This is a genomic window from Sodalis sp. RH22 (assembly GCF_047324165.1).
GTDB lineage: Bacteria > Pseudomonadota > Gammaproteobacteria > Enterobacterales > Enterobacteriaceae > Acerihabitans.
Window position 1 is genome coordinate 5,620,726 of record NZ_CP178731.1, and the last position, 15,468, is coordinate 5,636,193.

A 15,468-nucleotide genomic window follows, 5' to 3' on the forward strand; every position below is an offset into this window, starting at 1 on the left:
AGGACCGGGGCTACCTTTTATATCGGTTAGAGCTTTGTTTGATGAGTGCGAACTCCCCAGAGATTAAAGCATGTACCAGTTAACATAACGGCCGTGGTAACGTCGCTATGGTATGAAGGGGATATGCTCATAACAGTTTTAGCTTGGAAATGATTTTTTTGAAACGCCAGGGTAGTAGTGTGTAATTAGAATACAAAAGTGAAGACAATATTATGACCAATGCAAATCGTCCAGTGCTCAATCTTGATCTTGATTTATTGAGAACGTTTGTTGCAGTCGCTGATCTCAACACCTTTGCGGCCGCTGCAGCATCAGTATGTCGAACACAGTCGGCTGTCAGCCAGCAAATGCAACGATTAGAACAGCTTGTCGGCAAAGAGTTGTTTGCCCGTCACGGTCGCAACAAGCTGTTGACCGAACACGGAATACAATTGCTGGGTTATGCCAGGAAAATTTTACTGTATAACGACGAGGCATGTACTTCCTTGATGTACAGTAATATCCAGGGGGTGCTGACCATCGGTGCTTCCGACGACACTGCCGACTCAATTTTGCCTTACTTACTCAGTCGTGTAACACGGATCTATCCAAAATTAGCGATTGACGTTAATGTCAAACGCAGCCCTTTGATGCAGGAAATGCTGACAAACGGCGAAGTGGATCTGGCTATTACAACATTGACTAATCCAAATCATCCTTACGTTACGCTGCGTTCGTCGCCGACGTTATGGTTCTGTTCGTCGGATTACCGCTTTATTCCAGGGGAAGTTATTCCGCTGGTGGTGTCCGATGAGCCCAGTCCCTTTCGCGCCATGGCCATCGAGCAACTGCAGGCCGCCGGCATCTCATGGCGCATCGCCTACACCGCTTCTACCCTGGCCGCCGTGCGCGCCGCAGTAAAAGCGGGATTGGGCATTACCGTCCGGCCGGTGGAGATGATGAGTTCCGATCTGCGGGTGCTGGGGCAAAACGAAGGATTGCCGACGCTGCCCGATACGCAGTATGTCCTGTGTAAACATCCCCAGTGCGAGAATGAACTGGCCATGGCTATCTTCAGCGCGGTACAGACCGGTAACGACTCCTATAAACCAGACATGGCCCGCCCGGTAAAAGGGGAGGGGGAAAGCTTCACGGTCAGTGACGAATAAATAAAATCAATTGGATATTAAGCCCCTGAAAATGGGGCTTAATTTTTCGTAAAATATAATTTATGCTGTAATAATGTAGTTTTATATTTCAACAGGTCTTAAAATACAGTCTTCCCGCCTGGTATCCCCGGTCCGTCATCTCCGTCGCGCATTAGCGCGCGCACCCCAGAACTGGTTGTTTTTTATTCATGCCAACTAAATCAAAACACTGTTTCTATAATGTTTTTTGGTTAATGGCGCACAGAATGTGCATCTTTTATTCTGATTAGTTGCAAAATTGTGCCCTGGATCAAATTTTGCCCTTACCGATTGCGCGGAATAACGTGATTTTGCCTGAAAATGGTATAGTTACCTGCGGGCAATCATGGTGTCATAGAACCGCTCTATGTTATTGCTATGTTGCTGGCGCGCAACACTGACTCGATTAAGCTAAAATCGTGCGCATCAAATGTTAATTAGATATTAACTGTGTAAATTACTATGAAGTTTCTTTTGTCCAAGTTGACAAAAGGTTATGTAAAGGAGTAAAAACCCCACACAATGGCTGTGTATGCCGGTGGCAACAGCGCGGTGCGGTTTTTTCCTACTCCTTCCCATAAATCGATGTGGTGAGTCGAACTGCCGTTGACGAAGAGCAGACTGCAAAATGCCACTTTTGATGAGCAAAGAAAATGTCAATAACCACTGAAGTTACCGCCCATTACTGGGCGTTCGCCGTATTCCTCGTTGGTGCCGTCGGCCTGTGCTGCTTTATGCTGCTGGGCGGTTACTTATTAGGCGGACGCGCCCACTCCCGCTCAAAAAACGTGCCCTTCGAGTCCGGTATCGACCCGGTGGGGACGGCAAGACTGCGTCTTTCGTCTAAATTTTACCTGGTGGCCATGTTTTTCGTCATTTTTGACGTGGAAGCCCTGTATTTATACGCCTGGTCGGTATCCATCCGCGAAGTCGGCTGGGTCGGTTTCTTCGAAGCAGCCGTTTTTATTATTGTGTTGTTGGCGGGCCTGGTGTACCTGGTGCGCGTCGGCGCGCTGGACTGGACGCCCGAGCGTTCCCAGCGTCTCAAGCGCGCGGGCCCAATCGCCGAAAACCAACGTCATCAGCAGTAACAGCGAGGCATAACCATGGATTACACCCTCACCCGTGTTGAGCCGGACGGTGAGAATGGCGGTGAAAATGACCGTTATCCCCTGCAAAAACAGGATATCGTCGCCGATCCCCTGGATGGGCACGTCAACCGCAGCGTTTTTTTGGGTACCCTGGAAAACGCGTTGCATAATGCGGTGAACTGGGGCCGGGGCAACTCGTTGTGGCCGTATAACTTCGGCCTGTCCTGTTGCTACGTCGAAATGACCACGTCCTTTACCGCGGTGCACGATGTGGCGCGTTTCGGGTCGGAAGTTATTCGCGCCTCACCGCGCCAGGCGGATTTCATGGTGATCGCGGGCACGCCGTTCACCAAGATGGCCCCGGTCATCCAGCGTCTTTATGATCAAATGCTCGAGCCGAAATGGGTGATTTCCATGGGCGCATGCGCTAATTCCGGCGGTATGTACGATATTTATTCCGTCGTGCAGGGCGTGGACAAATTTTTGCCGGTCGATGTCTATATTCCCGGCTGCCCGCCACGTCCGGAAGCCTATATCCAGGCGCTGCTGCTGTTAAAGGAATCCATCGGCAAGGAACGGCGTCCGCTCTCCTGGGTGGTGGGCGATCAGGGGGTTTATCGCGCCAATATGCAGTCGGAGCGCGAGCGTAAACAGGGCGAGCGTATCGCGGTAACCAACCTGCGATCTCCCGACGAGATTTGACGCGCGCGGCGATGTGGCGGTTGTCGTCCATAATCATTTAACGCGCACAGTGGCATGACGCCGGCACAGCATTAATTTGGTGAAAATAACTATGACAGAGTTGATGACGCAACATCTCGCCCAGCCGGCCTGGCAGACCCGGGATCATCTTGACGATCCGGTAATAGGCGAATTGCGTGACCGTTTTGGCGCCGAGGCGTTTACCGTCCAGCCCACCCGTACCGGCATTCCGGTGGTATGGGTCAAACGCGAGCAGATTCTCGAGGTCTTGACGTTTTTAAAAAAACTGCCTAAGCCCTATGTAATGCTCTACGATCTGCATGGCGTGGACGAACGCCTGCGCACCCATCGCCAGGGCCTGCCCGCCGCTGAGTTCACCGTGTTTTATCACTTGATATCCATCGACCGCAACCGGGATATCATGCTGAAGGTGGCGCTCTCGCAGAGCGATTTCCATCTGCCCACCGTGACCAAAATTTTCCCCAACGCCAACTGGTATGAGCGCGAAACCTGGGAAATGTTCGGCATGACCTTTGACGGCCATCCGCATTTGACCCGCATCATGATGCCGCAAAGCTGGCAGGGCCATCCGTTGCGTAAAGACTATCCGGCGCGCGCCACCGAATTCGATCCTTATATGCTGACCAAGCAGAAAGAGGATCTGGAAATGGAAGGGCTGACCTTCAAGCCGGAAGACTGGGGCATGAAACGCGGGCGCGAAAACGAAGATTTCATGTTTCTTAACCTGGGGCCGAACCATCCGTCGGCGCACGGGGCTTTCCGCATTATCCTGCAGCTGGACGGCGAGGAAATCGTCGACTGCGTGCCCGATATCGGGTATCACCACCGCGGCGCTGAAAAGATGGGCGAGCGCCAGTCGTGGCACAGCTATATTCCCTATACCGACCGGGTGGAATACCTCGGCGGCTGCGTCAATGAAATGCCGTATGTGCTGGCGGTGGAAAAACTCGCCGGCATCGTGGTGCCCGAACGGGTCGAGGTGATCCGGGTCATGCTCTCCGAGCTGTTTCGCATCAACAGCCATCTGCTGTATATCAGCACCTATATCCAGGACGTCGGCGGCATGACGCCGGTATTCCTGGCCTTTACCGACCGGCAGAAAATTTATGACGTGGTGGAGGCCATTACCGGCTTTCGCATGCATCCGGCCTGGTTCCGCATCGGCGGCGTGGCGCACGATCTGCCGCGCGGCTGGGACGGCCTGCTGCGCGACTTCCTGAACTGGCTGCCCAAGCGCCTGGATTCCTACGTCAAGGCGGCGCTGCGCAACAGCGTACTGCGCGGACGGGCCGAGGGCGTCGCCGCCTACGGCGCCCAGGAAGCGCTGGATTGGGGCGTGACCGGCGCCGCGCTGCGCGCAACAGGCATCTCTTTCGACGTGCGTAAATGGCGTCCGTACTCCGGCTACGACAAGTTTGATTTCGAGGTGCCGGTGGGCGACGGCGTCAGCGATTGCTACAGCCGCGTGATGCTGAAGGTGGAGGAGATGCGCCAGAGCCTGCGCATCCTTGAACAATGCCTGAACAATATGCCGGAAGGCCCGTTCAAGGCCGATCATCCGCTGACCACGCCGCCGCCGAAAGAGCGGACGTTGCAGCATATCGAGACCCTGATTACCCACTTCCTCCAGGTCTCCTGGGGACCGGTGATGCCGGCTAACGAATCGTTCCAGATGATCGAGGCCACCAAGGGGATCAACAGTTATTACCTGACCAGCGATGGCAGCACCATGAGCTACCGGACCCGTATCCGCACCCCGAGTTTCCCGCATTTGCAGCAAATTCCCTCGGTGATTCGCGGCAGCCTGGTATCGGATCTCATCGTCTATCTGGGCAGTATCGATTTTGTTATGTCAGATGTGGACCGCTAATTATGCATGAACATACAGATACGCATGGGCGCGACGCCGCCCCCGGCCGCCAGGACGACACCGCCGCCTTTGTGCTCACGGCCCAGGAGCGAGAGGCCATCGACCATGAAAAGCACCATTATGAAGATGCCCGCGCCGCCTCCATCGAAGCGCTGAAAATCGTGCAGAAGCAGCGCGGCTGGGTGCCGGACGGCGCCATCGCGGCGATTGCCGAAGTGCTGGGCATTCCGGGCAGCGATGTGGAAGGCGTGGCCACGTTTTACAGTTCGATTTACCGCCAGCCGGTCGGGCGCCATATCATTAAATATTGCGATAGCGTGGTGTGCCATATCACCGGCTACCAGGGCATCCAGGCGGCGCTGGAGCAAGCGCTCGATATCAAGCCGGGGCAGACCACCGGCGATGGGCGCTTCACCCTGCTGCCCACCTGCTGCCTGGGCAACTGCGACAAGGGGCCGAGCATGATGATTGATGACGACACCCACGTTCATCTGACGCCGGAAGGTATCGGTCCGCTATTGGAGCAGTATCGATGATCAAACAGATTGTACGTACCGCCGAAATGCATCCGTTGACCTGGCGCCTGCGCGACGACGGCCAGACGGTATGGCTTGACGAGTATCGCGGCAAGAACGGCTATGCCGGCGCGGAAAAAGCGCTCAAAGGCATGTCCCAGGACGACATTGTCACCCTGGTCAAGGACTCCGGCCTGAAAGGGCGGGGCGGGGCGGGGTTTTCCACCGGCCTGAAATGGAGCCTGATGCCCAAGGATCCGGCCATGAACATCCGCTATCTGCTGTGCAACGCGGATGAGATGGAGCCGGGCACCTATAAAGACCGCCTGCTGATGGAGCAACTGCCCCATTTGCTGGTGGAAGGCATGCTGATCGCCGCTTTTGCCCTTAAGGCCTATCGCGGGTATATCTTCCTGCGCGGCGAATATATCGAGGCGGCGGTGAACCTCAGGCGCGCCATCGCCGAAGCCACCGAGGCCGGTTACCTGGGCAAGAATATCCTCGGCACCGGCTTTGATTTCGAGCTGATCGTCCATACCGGCGCTGGGCGCTATATCTGCGGCGAAGAGACGGCGCTGATCAATTCCCTGGAAGGCCGCCGCGCCAACCCGCGCTCCAAACCGCCGTTCCCGGCCACCGCCGGCGCCTGGGGCAAACCGACCTGCGTCAATAACGTCGAAACCCTGTGCAACGTGCCGGCCATCCTTGAGAACGGCGTGGACTGGTACAAAGGCATCACGGCGGGCAAAAGCAGCGATACCGGCACCAAGCTGATGGGGTTTTCCGGGCGGGTCAAACATCCCGGCCTGTGGGAATTGCCCTTCGGCATCACCGCGCGCGAGATCCTGGAAGATTACGCCGGGGGCATGCGCGATGGCCTGACGCTCAAGGCGTGGCAGCCGGGGGGCGCCGGCACCGACTTCCTGACCGGCGATCACCTCGACCTGCCGATGGACTTCGAGAATATCGGCAAGGCGGGCAGCCGCCTGGGCACGGCGCTGGCCATGGCGGTGGATAATGAAATCAATATGGTATCCCTGACGCGCAACCTGGAAGAGTTTTTCTCGCGCGAGTCCTGCGGCTGGTGCACACCCTGCCGCGACGGCCTGCCCTGGAGCGTGAAGCTGCTGCGCGCCATAGAAAAAGGCGAGGGGCAGCCGGGGGATATTGAAACGCTGGAACAGCTGTGCCGGTTCCTCGGCCCGGGCAAAACCTTCTGCGCCCATGCGCCGGGCGCCGTCGAGCCGCTGCAAAGCGCGATAAAATATTTCCGGGAAGAATTTGAAGCGGGAATTGCAACGCAGCATATCGGTAATACCCGCACTATTGCCGGTATCCAGCCAAACTTGCTGAAAGCGCGTTGGTAACCCTGCATCCGCGCCTTTAGGCCAAACGAGGCCGGGCGGATGTTATGCACCCGAGACGCATTTTGATTAACGCCCGCGCTATTGCGGGCCACACTTGAGCATGCTGACTATGGCTACCATTCATGTAGACGGCAAAGAATACGAGGTTAAGGGGTCGGACAACCTGTTGCAGGCATGTCTTACCCTGGGTCTCGATATTCCTTATTTTTGCTGGCACCCGGCGCTGGGCAGCGTCGGCGCTTGCCGCCAGTGCGCGGTCAAGCAATATCAAAACGCCGAGGATACGCGCGGCCGGCTGGTGATGTCGTGCATGACGCCGGCGTCGGACGGTACCTTTATCTCCATCGATGATGAAGAGGCGCAACAGTTCCGTAAAAGCGTGGTGGAGTGGCTGATGACCAACCACCCCCACGATTGCCCGGTGTGCGAGGAGGGCGGCAACTGCCATCTGCAGGACATGACGGTCATGACCGGCCAGAATTTCCGCCGTTACCGGTTTACCAAGCGCACCCACCGCAACCAGAACCTCGGCCCGTTTATCTCCCACGAGATGAACCGCTGCATCGCCTGCTACCGCTGCGTCCGCTACTATAAGGATTATGCCGACGGCACCGATCTGGGCGTCTACGGCGCCCACGATAACGTCTACTTCGGCCGTCCCGAGGACGGCACGCTGGAAAGCGAGTTCTCCGGCAACCTGGTGGAAGTGTGCCCGACCGGGGTGTTCACCGATAAAACCCATTCCGAACGCTACAACCGCAAATGGGATATGCAGTTCGCGCCCAGCATTTGCCAACAGTGCAGCGTGGGGTGCAATACCAGCCCCGGCGAGCGTTACGGCGAGCTGCGGCGCATTGAAAACCGCTTTAACGGCAGCGTTAACCACTACTTCCTGTGCGATCGCGGCCGTTTCGGTTACGGTTACGTCAATCTCAAGGATCGTCCGCGCCATCCGCTGCAGCGCCGCGGCGACGACTGGATCGCCCTGAACGCCGAACAGGCGATGCAGGGCGCGGCCGACGCGTTGCGCCACGCCAAGAAGATGATCGGCATCGGCTCTGCGCGCGCCAGCGTGGAAAGCAATTTCGCGCTGCGTGAACTGGTGGGCGCCGCCAATTTCTATACCGGCATCTCCGGCGCCGAGCAGGCGCGGCTGGCCCTGATGCTGGACGTGCTGCGCAACGGCGGCGTGCATACCCCGTCGCTGCGCGAAATAGAAAGTTACGACGCGGTGCTGGTGCTGGGCGAGGATTTAACCCAGACCGGCGCGCGCATCGCCCTGGCGGTACGCCAGGCGGTGAAGGGCAAGACCCGTGAAATGGCCGCGGCGCAAAAAGTCGCCGACTGGCAGATTGCCGCCATCCAGACCATCGGCCAGCATGCCCGCCATCCGCTGTTTGTCACCAGCGTCGATCGCACCAAGCTTGACGATATCGCCGCCTGGACCTATTGCGCCCCGGTGGAGGATCAGGCGCGCCTGGGCTTTGCCGTCGCCCACGCGCTGGACGACAGCGCCCCGGCGGTAGCGGGTCTGGATGACGAGTTGCGCGCCAGGATCGATGTGATCGTGCAGGCCCTGGCGGGCAGCCGCAAGCCGTTGATCGTCTCCGGCAGCAACGCCGGCAGCGAGGCGGTGATTGCCGCCGCCGCTAACGTCGCCCGCGCGCTGAAAGGCCGCGGCGCCGACGTCGGCATAACCTTCGTGGCGTCAAGCGCCAACAGCATGGGACTGGCGCTGATGGGCGGCGGTACCCTGGACCAGGCGCTGGAACAGCTTGAGCAGGGCGCGGCGGACAGCGCGATCGTGCTGGAAAACGATCTGTACCGCCACGCGCCGGCCCAGCGGGTGGACGCGGCGCTGGCCAAAACCGTCAATCTTATCGTGCTCGATCATCAGCGCACCGCCATCATGGATAAGGCCAACCTGATCCTGCCGGCGGCCAGCTTTGCCGAAAGCGACGGTACGCTTATCAACCAGGAAGGCCGCGCGCAGCGCTTCTTCCAGGTATACGACCCGGCCTACTATGATGCCGAGACCATTATGCTGGAGAGCTGGCGCTGGCTGCATTCGCTGCACTCCACCTACCTGGATCGCCACGTGGACTGGACCCAGTTCGATCATATCATCAGCGCCTGCGCCGAGACGCTGCCGCAGCTGGCCGGGATCAAAGAGGCCGCGCCCGATGCCGGTTTCCGCGTCAGCGGCCAGAAGCTGGCCCGCGAGCCGCACCGCTACAGCGGTCGCACCGCGATGCGCGCCAACATCGACGTGCACGAGCCGCGCCAGCCCCAGGACAAGGACACCATGTTCGCGTTCTCCATGGAAGGCAACAGCAGCCCCCAGGGCATGAGCAAGCAGGTGGCCTTCGCCTGGGCGCCGGGCTGGAACTCCCCGCAGGCCTGGAATAAATTCCAGGCGGAAGTGGGCGGACACCTGCGCCACGGCGATCCCGGCGTACGGCTGCTGGAAGCGGGCGAGGGCCGTATGGACTGGTTCACCGACGTGCCGGCGGCGTTTGTCGCCCCGGTCGACGGCCAGTGGCGCGTGGCGCCGTACTACCATCTGTTCGGCAGCGAGGAAACCTCCCAACGCGCCGCGGTGATTCAGGAGCGCATGCCGCAGCCTTACGTGGCGGTAAGCCGCCAGGACGCCGAGCGGCTGGGCGTCAACAGCGGCACGCTGTTGGAATTCACCTGCGCCGGGCAGTCGCTGCGCCTGCCGGTCAGGTTTAGCGACGCCCTGGCGGCCGGTCAGGTGGGCCTGCCGTTGGGCCTGCCCGGCATTCCGCCGGTGTGGGTAGGACAACGCGTTGAAAACCTGCGGGAGGCCGCGTTATGAGTTGGTTAACATCGGACGTGATTGACATCATTCTGACGGTACTGAAAGCGGTGGTGATCCTGCTGGTGGTGGTCACCTGCGGCGCCTACATGAGCTTTGCCGAACGCCGGCTGCTGGGCCTGTTCCAGAACCGCTACGGACCCAACCGGGTCGGCTGGGGCGGTTCGCTCCAGCTGGTGGCGGATATGCTGAAAATGTTTTTCAAGGAAGACTGGGTGCCGCCGTTTTCCGATCGCATGATCTTCACCCTGGCGCCGGTTATCGCCTTTACCGCTCTGCTGGTGTCTTTTACGGTGATCCCGGTCAGCCCGACCTGGGTGGTCTCGGATCTGAATATCGGCGTGCTGTTCTTCCTGATGATGGCGGGCCTGGCGGTGTACGCGGTGCTGTTCGCCGGCTGGTCGAGCAATAATAAATACTCGCTGCTCGGCGCCATGCGCGCCTCGGCCCAGACCCTCAGCTACGAGGTCTTCCTGGGCTTGTCCCTGATGGGCGTGGTGGCGCGCGCCGGTTCGTTCAGTCTCGGCGATATCGTCGCCTCCCAGGCCCATCTGTGGAATATCATTCCGCAGTTCTTCGGTTTCGCCACCTTTGTGCTGGCGGGCATCGCGGTCTGCCACCGGCATCCGTTCGACCAGCCGGAAGCGGAACAGGAACTGGCCGACGGCTACCATATCGAATATTCGGGCATGAAATTCGGCCTGTTTTTTGTCGGCGAATATATCGGCATCGTCACGGTGTCGGCCCTGATCGTCACGCTGTTTTTCGGCGGCTGGCAGGGGCCGTTTTTACCGCCGTTCATCTGGTTTGCCATTAAAACCGCCTTCTTCATGATGATGTTCATCCTGATCCGCGCGGCGCTGCCCCGTCCGCGCTATGACCAGGTGATGTCGTTCGGCTGGACAATCTGCCTGCCGTTAACGCTGCTGAACCTGCTGGCGACGGCGGCGGTCATTTTGTACAACGCTCAATGAGGGGTGAATAAACCATGACGTTAAAAGAATTAGTGTATGGTGCCGGCACCCAGCTACGCAGTATCTGGATGATCGGCATGCAGGCGTTCAGCAAGCGTGAAACGCTGATGTATCCCGATGTGCCGGTCAATACGGCGCCGCGTTTTCGCGGCCGCATCGTACTGACGCGCGACCCGGACGGCGAAGAGCGCTGCGTGGCCTGTAACCTGTGCGCGGTGGCGTGCCCGGTGGCCTGCATTTCCCTGCAGAAAGCCGAGACCGCGGACGGACGCTGGTATCCGGAGTTTTTCCGCATCAACTTTTCGCGCTGCATTTTCTGCGGCCTGTGCGAAGAGGCGTGTCCGACCACGGCTATCCAACTGACCCCGGATTTTGAAATGGGTGAGTACCGGCGCCAGGATCTGGTTTATGAAAAAGAAAATCTGCTGATTTCGGGGCCGGGTAAATATCCGGAATATAATTTTTACCGCATGGCCGGTATGGCGATCGACGGGAAAGATAAGGGCGAAGCGGAAAACGAAGCCAAACCCATTGACGTCAAAGGTTTGCTGCCCTAAGGAGTTAAGCATGGAAGTCGCTTTTTATTTGTCAGGCCTGGTGGCGATACTGGCAACCCTGCGGGTTATCACCCATACCCACCCGGTGCACGCATTGCTTTACCTGATTGTCTCGCTGCTGGCTATCGCCTGCGTATTCTTTGCGCTCGGGGCCTATTTCGCCGGCGCGCTGGAAATCATCGTCTACGCCGGCGCCATCATGGTGCTGTTCGTGTTCGTGGTGATGATGCTTAACCTCGGCGCCGCCGACCAGCGGCGCGAACGCGGCTGGCTTGCCCCGTCCGCCTGGGTCGGGCCGGGCATACTGTCGCTGCTGTTGCTGGCGATCCTGATCCGGGCCATTTACGGCGTGCCCGATCACGGCATATCGGGTGAGGTGATCAGCGCCAAGGCGGTGGGCATCGCGTTGTTCGGACCTTACGTCCTGGCGGTGGAGCTGGCGTCCATGCTGCTGCTGGCCGGGCTGGTGGTGGCGTTCCATCTCGGGCGTGAAGATCGCGAGGGCGATGCGCTGCCCAAGGGACCCAAGCTGCCCGATGCCATAAAAAGAAAACCGGAGGAGCAGGCATGATCCCGTTAACGCACGGACTCATTTTGGCCGCCATTCTGTTTGTACTGGGTTTGACGGGCATGCTCATCCGCCGCAACCTGCTGTTTATGCTGCTGGGGCTGGAAATCATGATTAACGCCTCCGCCCTGGCGTTTATCGTTGCCGGCAGCTACTGGGGACAGGCCGACGGACAGGTCATGTATATCCTGGCCATTAGCCTCGGCGCCGCCGAGGCCAGCATCGGCCTGGCGCTGCTGCTGCAGCTGCATCGCCGCCGCCAATCCCTGAATATCGATAACGTCAGCGAGATGCACGGATGAACCTACTCTATTTAACTATTCTGTTTCCCCTGGTGGGGTATCTGCTGCTGGCGTTTTCACGGGGACGCTGGTCGGAAAACCTGTCGGCCCTGGTGGGCGTCGGCGCCGTCGGCCTGGCCGCGCTGACCACGGCCTGGGTAGCGGTTGATTTTCTCGGCACGCGGGAAAGCGCGGCGGCGGTATTCAACCAGCCGCTGTGGACCTGGATGACGGTGGGCAAGTTTAATATCGCCTTTACCCTGTCGCTGGACGGCCTGGCGCTGACCATGCTGTCGGTGGTGACCGGGGTCGGTTTCCTGATCCATCTGTTCGCCTCCTGGTATATGCGCGGCGAAGAGGGCTATTCGCGCTTTTTTGCCTATACCAACCTGTTTATCGCCAGCATGGTATTGCTGGTGCTGGCCGATAACCTGCTGCTGATGTATCTCGGCTGGGAAGGGGTGGGGCTGTGCAGCTACCTGCTGATTGGTTTCTATTATAAAGAATCCAAAAACGGCGCGGCGGCGATGAAAGCCTTTATCGTCACCCGCGTCGGCGACGTGCTGCTGGCGTTTGCCCTGTTTATCCTGTATTCGGAACTGGGCACGCTGAATTTCCGCGAGCTGATGGTACTGGCGCCGCAGCATCTGGCGGTGGGCTCCACGGCCATCACCTGGGCGACGCTGATGCTGCTTGGCGGCGCGGTGGGTAAATCGGCGCAGCTGCCGCTGCAAACCTGGCTGGCGGACGCCATGGCCGGCCCGACCCCGGTGTCGGCGCTGATCCACGCCGCCACCATGGTCACGGCCGGCGTATACCTGATCGCCCGTACCCACGGACTGTTCCTGATGGCGCCCGAGGTCTTGCACCTGGTGGGCATCATCGGCGCGGTTACCCTGGTGCTGGCCGGTTTCGCCGCGCTGGTCCAGACCGATATCAAGCGGGTGCTGGCCTACTCCACCATGAGCCAGATCGGCTACATGTTCCTGGCGCTGGGCGTGCAGGCCTGGGATGCGGCCATTTTCCACCTGATGACCCATGCGTTCTTCAAGGCGCTGCTGTTCCTGTCCTCCGGTTCGGTTATCCTGGCCTGCCACCACGAGCAGAATATCTTCAAGATGGGCGGGCTGCGCAAGTCCATCCCGCTGGTCTATATCTGCTTCCTGGTGGGGGGCGCGGCCCTGGCGGCGCTGCCCGTGATTACCGCCGGTTTCTACAGTAAAGACGAAATCCTGTGGGGCGCGCTGGCGAACGGCCATTTCAACCTGATGCTGGCCGGGCTGGCGGGCGCGCTGCTGACCTCCCTCTATACCTTCCGCATGATCTTTATCGTGTTCCACGGCAAGGAGCAGATCAAGGCCCATGCCGGCAAAGGCATCAGCCATCACCTGCCCCTGCTGGTGCTGCTGGTGCTGTCCACCTTTATCGGCGCGCTGATTACGCCGCCTTTGGCGGGCGTGCTGCCGGACAGCCACCTGGGTGAAGAGGGCAAGATCACCCTGGAGATTGTCTCCGGCGTGGTGGTGATCCTCGGTATTCTGCTCGCCGCCGGGCTGTATCTCGGCAAGCGCCGCTTGGTGCATGCCGTGGCCGCCAGCGCCCCGGGACGGTTCTTCACCGTCTGGTGGTTTAACGCCTGGGGCTTCGACTGGCTGTATGACAAAGTGTTTGTCAGGCCGTACCTGGGCGTTGCCCGGCTGCTGCAAAGCGATCCGCTGAACAGCCTGATGAGCGTGCCGGCGGTGCTGGCGCGCTGGGCCGGACACGGGCTGACGCTTAGCGAGAACGGCCAGTTGCGCTGGTATGCGGCATCCATGAGTCTGGGCGCCGTGATTGTGGTGGCGCTGTTGATATTCGTGTAAACGGCGGCGGCGTTAAATGACACGCGCGGGGCGGGAAGAACACCGGCATCATGTCTTCTCCCGCCAGTAGGTAAGTTTTCAGGTTTTTTTCAATTTAGGGATGCACAACGCCATGCTACTACCTTGGCTAATACTTTTCCCCTTCATTGGCGGTCTGCTGTGTTGGCAATGCGAGCGCTTCGGTACCAAGGTGCCGCGCTGGATAGCCTTGATCGCCATGGGGCTGACTCTGGCGCTCTCCCTGCAGCTGTGGCTGCAGGGCGGGTATTCACTGGTTTCGGCGCAGGGCCTGCCGCAGTGGCAATCCGAGTTTGTGCTGCCGTGGATACCGCGTTTCGGTATCTCGTTCCGCCTGGCGCTGGACGGTCTGTCCCTGCTGATGGTGGTGCTGACCGGCCTGCTGGGCGTGCTGGCCATTCTCTGTTCGTGGCGTGAAATCCAGCGCTACCAGGGCTTTTTCCATCTTAATCTGCTGTGGATCCTGGGCGGCGTCATCGGCGTGTTCCTGGCCATCGACATGTTCCTGTTTTTCTTTTTCTGGGAAATGATGCTGGTGCCGATGTACTTCCTGATTGCCCTGTGGGGCCATAAGGCCTCCGACGGCAAGACGCGCATCACCGCCGCCACCAAGTTCTTTATCTATACCCAGTCCAGCGGGCTGGTGATGCTGGTGGCGATCCTGGCGCTGGTGCTGGTGCATTATCATGCCACCGACGTCTGGACCTTCAATTACGAAGACCTGCTGCATACCCCGATGTCGTCGCTGGTGCAGTACCTGCTGATGCTGGGCTTCTTTATCGCCTTCGCGGTGAAAATGCCGGTGGTGCCGCTGCACGGCTGGCTGCCGGACGCCCATAGCCAGGCGCCTACCGCCGGTTCAGTCGACTTGGCGGGCATCCTGCTGAAAACCGCCGCCTACGGCATGCTGCGCTTTTGCCTGCCGCTGTTCCCCGAGGCGTCCCACCAGTTCGCGCCCATTGCTATGTGGCTGGGCGTGGTGGGCATTTTCTACGGCGCCTGGATGGCGTTTGCCCAGACCGATATCAAGCGCCTGATTGCCTATACCAGCGTTTCCCATATGGGGTTTGTGCTGATTGCCATCTACACCGGCAGCCAGCTGGCCTACCAGGGCGCGGTGGTGCAGATGATCGCCCACGGCCTGTCCGCCGCCGGGATGTTTATTATCTGCGGCCAGCTGTATGAACGTCTGCATACCCGCGATATGCGCCAGATGGGCGGACTATGGGGACGGATAAAATTCATTCCCGCGCTGTCGCTGTTCTTTGCGGTGGCGACGCTTGGGATGCCGGGTACCGGCAACTTTGTCGGCGAGTTCCTGATCCTGTTCGGCAGTTTCCCGGTGGTGCCGGTGATTACGGTTATTTCCACCTTCGGCCTGGTTTTTGCCTCGGTGTATTCGTTGATTATGATGCAGCGCGCTTATTACGGTCCGGCGAAATCGCAGGAACCCTTGCCGGGCATGACGATGCGCGAGCTGTTGATCATTATGCTGCTGGTGGTGCTGCTGGTGCTGCTGGGCTTCTTCCCGCAGGCGGTGCTGCAAACGTCCGACGCGGCAATGAGCAACGTTCAGCACTGGTTCTCGCTAAACGCAGCAGGATCAGCTGTTTCAACTCTAACAACAAGGCCGTAAT

13 protein-coding genes are annotated in these 15,468 nt (G+C 59.2%); all 13 read left to right on the plus strand.

Annotated elements, in window-relative coordinates; genetic code table 11:
- Positions 1 to 212 precede the first annotated feature (212 nt).
- The 13 genes from lrhA (at position 213) to nuoM (ending at position 15,467) form a co-directional block, all read left to right on the plus strand.
- Positions 213 to 1,148, plus strand: coding sequence for a transcriptional regulator LrhA (lrhA, locus tag ACL2XN_RS25620; RefSeq protein ID WP_413729733.1), 936 nt, complete (start codon positions 213 to 215; stop codon positions 1,146 to 1,148).
- Positions 1,149 to 1,819: 671 nt separating this feature from the next.
- Entirely contained in the window at positions 1,820 to 2,257 is a 438-nt protein-coding gene (locus tag ACL2XN_RS25625; protein ID WP_413729734.1) for an NADH-quinone oxidoreductase subunit A, read from the plus strand.
- Between the two features lie 15 nt (positions 2,258 to 2,272).
- A complete protein-coding gene (locus tag ACL2XN_RS25630) occupies positions 2,273 to 2,959 on the plus strand; it encodes an NADH-quinone oxidoreductase subunit B (protein ID WP_331121041.1) in 687 nt (228 codons plus the stop codon).
- A 91-nt stretch (positions 2,960 to 3,050) separates the two neighbouring features.
- Positions 3,051 to 4,850 (plus strand): NADH-quinone oxidoreductase subunit C/D, encoded by a 1,800-nt coding sequence (gene nuoC / locus ACL2XN_RS25635; RefSeq protein ID WP_410014206.1) that lies wholly within the window; start codon positions 3,051 to 3,053, stop codon positions 4,848 to 4,850.
- Positions 4,851 to 4,852: 2 nt separating this feature from the next.
- Positions 4,853 to 5,386, plus strand: a complete 534-nt coding sequence (gene nuoE, locus ACL2XN_RS25640) for an NADH-quinone oxidoreductase subunit NuoE (protein ID WP_413729735.1) — start codon at positions 4,853 to 4,855, stop codon at positions 5,384 to 5,386.
- Positions 5,383 to 6,732, plus strand: coding sequence for an NADH-quinone oxidoreductase subunit NuoF (gene nuoF, locus ACL2XN_RS25645; protein WP_410014208.1), 1,350 nt, complete (start codon positions 5,383 to 5,385; stop codon positions 6,730 to 6,732). The genes nuoE and nuoF overlap by 4 nt, the downstream gene beginning before the upstream one ends.
- Before the next feature lie 109 nt (positions 6,733 to 6,841).
- Complete coding sequence (nuoG, locus tag ACL2XN_RS25650) at positions 6,842 to 9,571, plus strand: NADH-quinone oxidoreductase subunit NuoG (protein ID WP_413729737.1); 2,730 nt, start codon at positions 6,842 to 6,844, stop codon at positions 9,569 to 9,571.
- Positions 9,568 to 10,545, plus strand: a complete 978-nt coding sequence (gene nuoH, locus ACL2XN_RS25655) for an NADH-quinone oxidoreductase subunit NuoH (protein ID WP_410014210.1) — start codon at positions 9,568 to 9,570, stop codon at positions 10,543 to 10,545. Before nuoG ends, nuoH begins: the two co-directional genes overlap by 4 nt.
- A gap of 14 nt (positions 10,546 to 10,559) precedes the next feature.
- Positions 10,560 to 11,102 carry an NADH-quinone oxidoreductase subunit NuoI gene (gene nuoI, locus ACL2XN_RS25660; protein WP_410014211.1) on the plus strand — a complete coding sequence of 181 codons (543 nt, stop codon included), beginning with the start codon at positions 10,560 to 10,562 and terminating at the stop codon, positions 11,100 to 11,102.
- 10 nt (positions 11,103 to 11,112) lie between these two features.
- On the plus strand, positions 11,113 to 11,673 hold the full coding sequence (nuoJ, locus tag ACL2XN_RS25665) for an NADH-quinone oxidoreductase subunit J (protein ID WP_413727944.1): 561 nt from the start codon (positions 11,113 to 11,115) through the stop codon (positions 11,671 to 11,673).
- On the plus strand, positions 11,670 to 11,972 hold the full coding sequence (gene nuoK, locus ACL2XN_RS25670) for an NADH-quinone oxidoreductase subunit NuoK (protein ID WP_162367989.1): 303 nt from the start codon (positions 11,670 to 11,672) through the stop codon (positions 11,970 to 11,972). Before nuoJ ends, nuoK begins: the two co-directional genes overlap by 4 nt.
- Positions 11,969 to 13,813: an NADH-quinone oxidoreductase subunit L gene (nuoL, locus tag ACL2XN_RS25675; protein ID WP_410014213.1), complete on the plus strand. Its 1,845-nt coding sequence runs from the start codon at positions 11,969 to 11,971 to the stop codon at positions 13,811 to 13,813. Before nuoK ends, nuoL begins: the two co-directional genes overlap by 4 nt.
- Positions 13,814 to 13,925: 112 nt before the next feature.
- The gene (gene nuoM, locus ACL2XN_RS25680) at positions 13,926 to 15,467 is read left to right on the plus strand and encodes an NADH-quinone oxidoreductase subunit M (protein ID WP_410014214.1); all 1,542 of its coding nucleotides are present in this window, start codon (positions 13,926 to 13,928) and stop codon (positions 15,465 to 15,467) included.
- Position 15,468 lies beyond the last annotated feature (1 nt).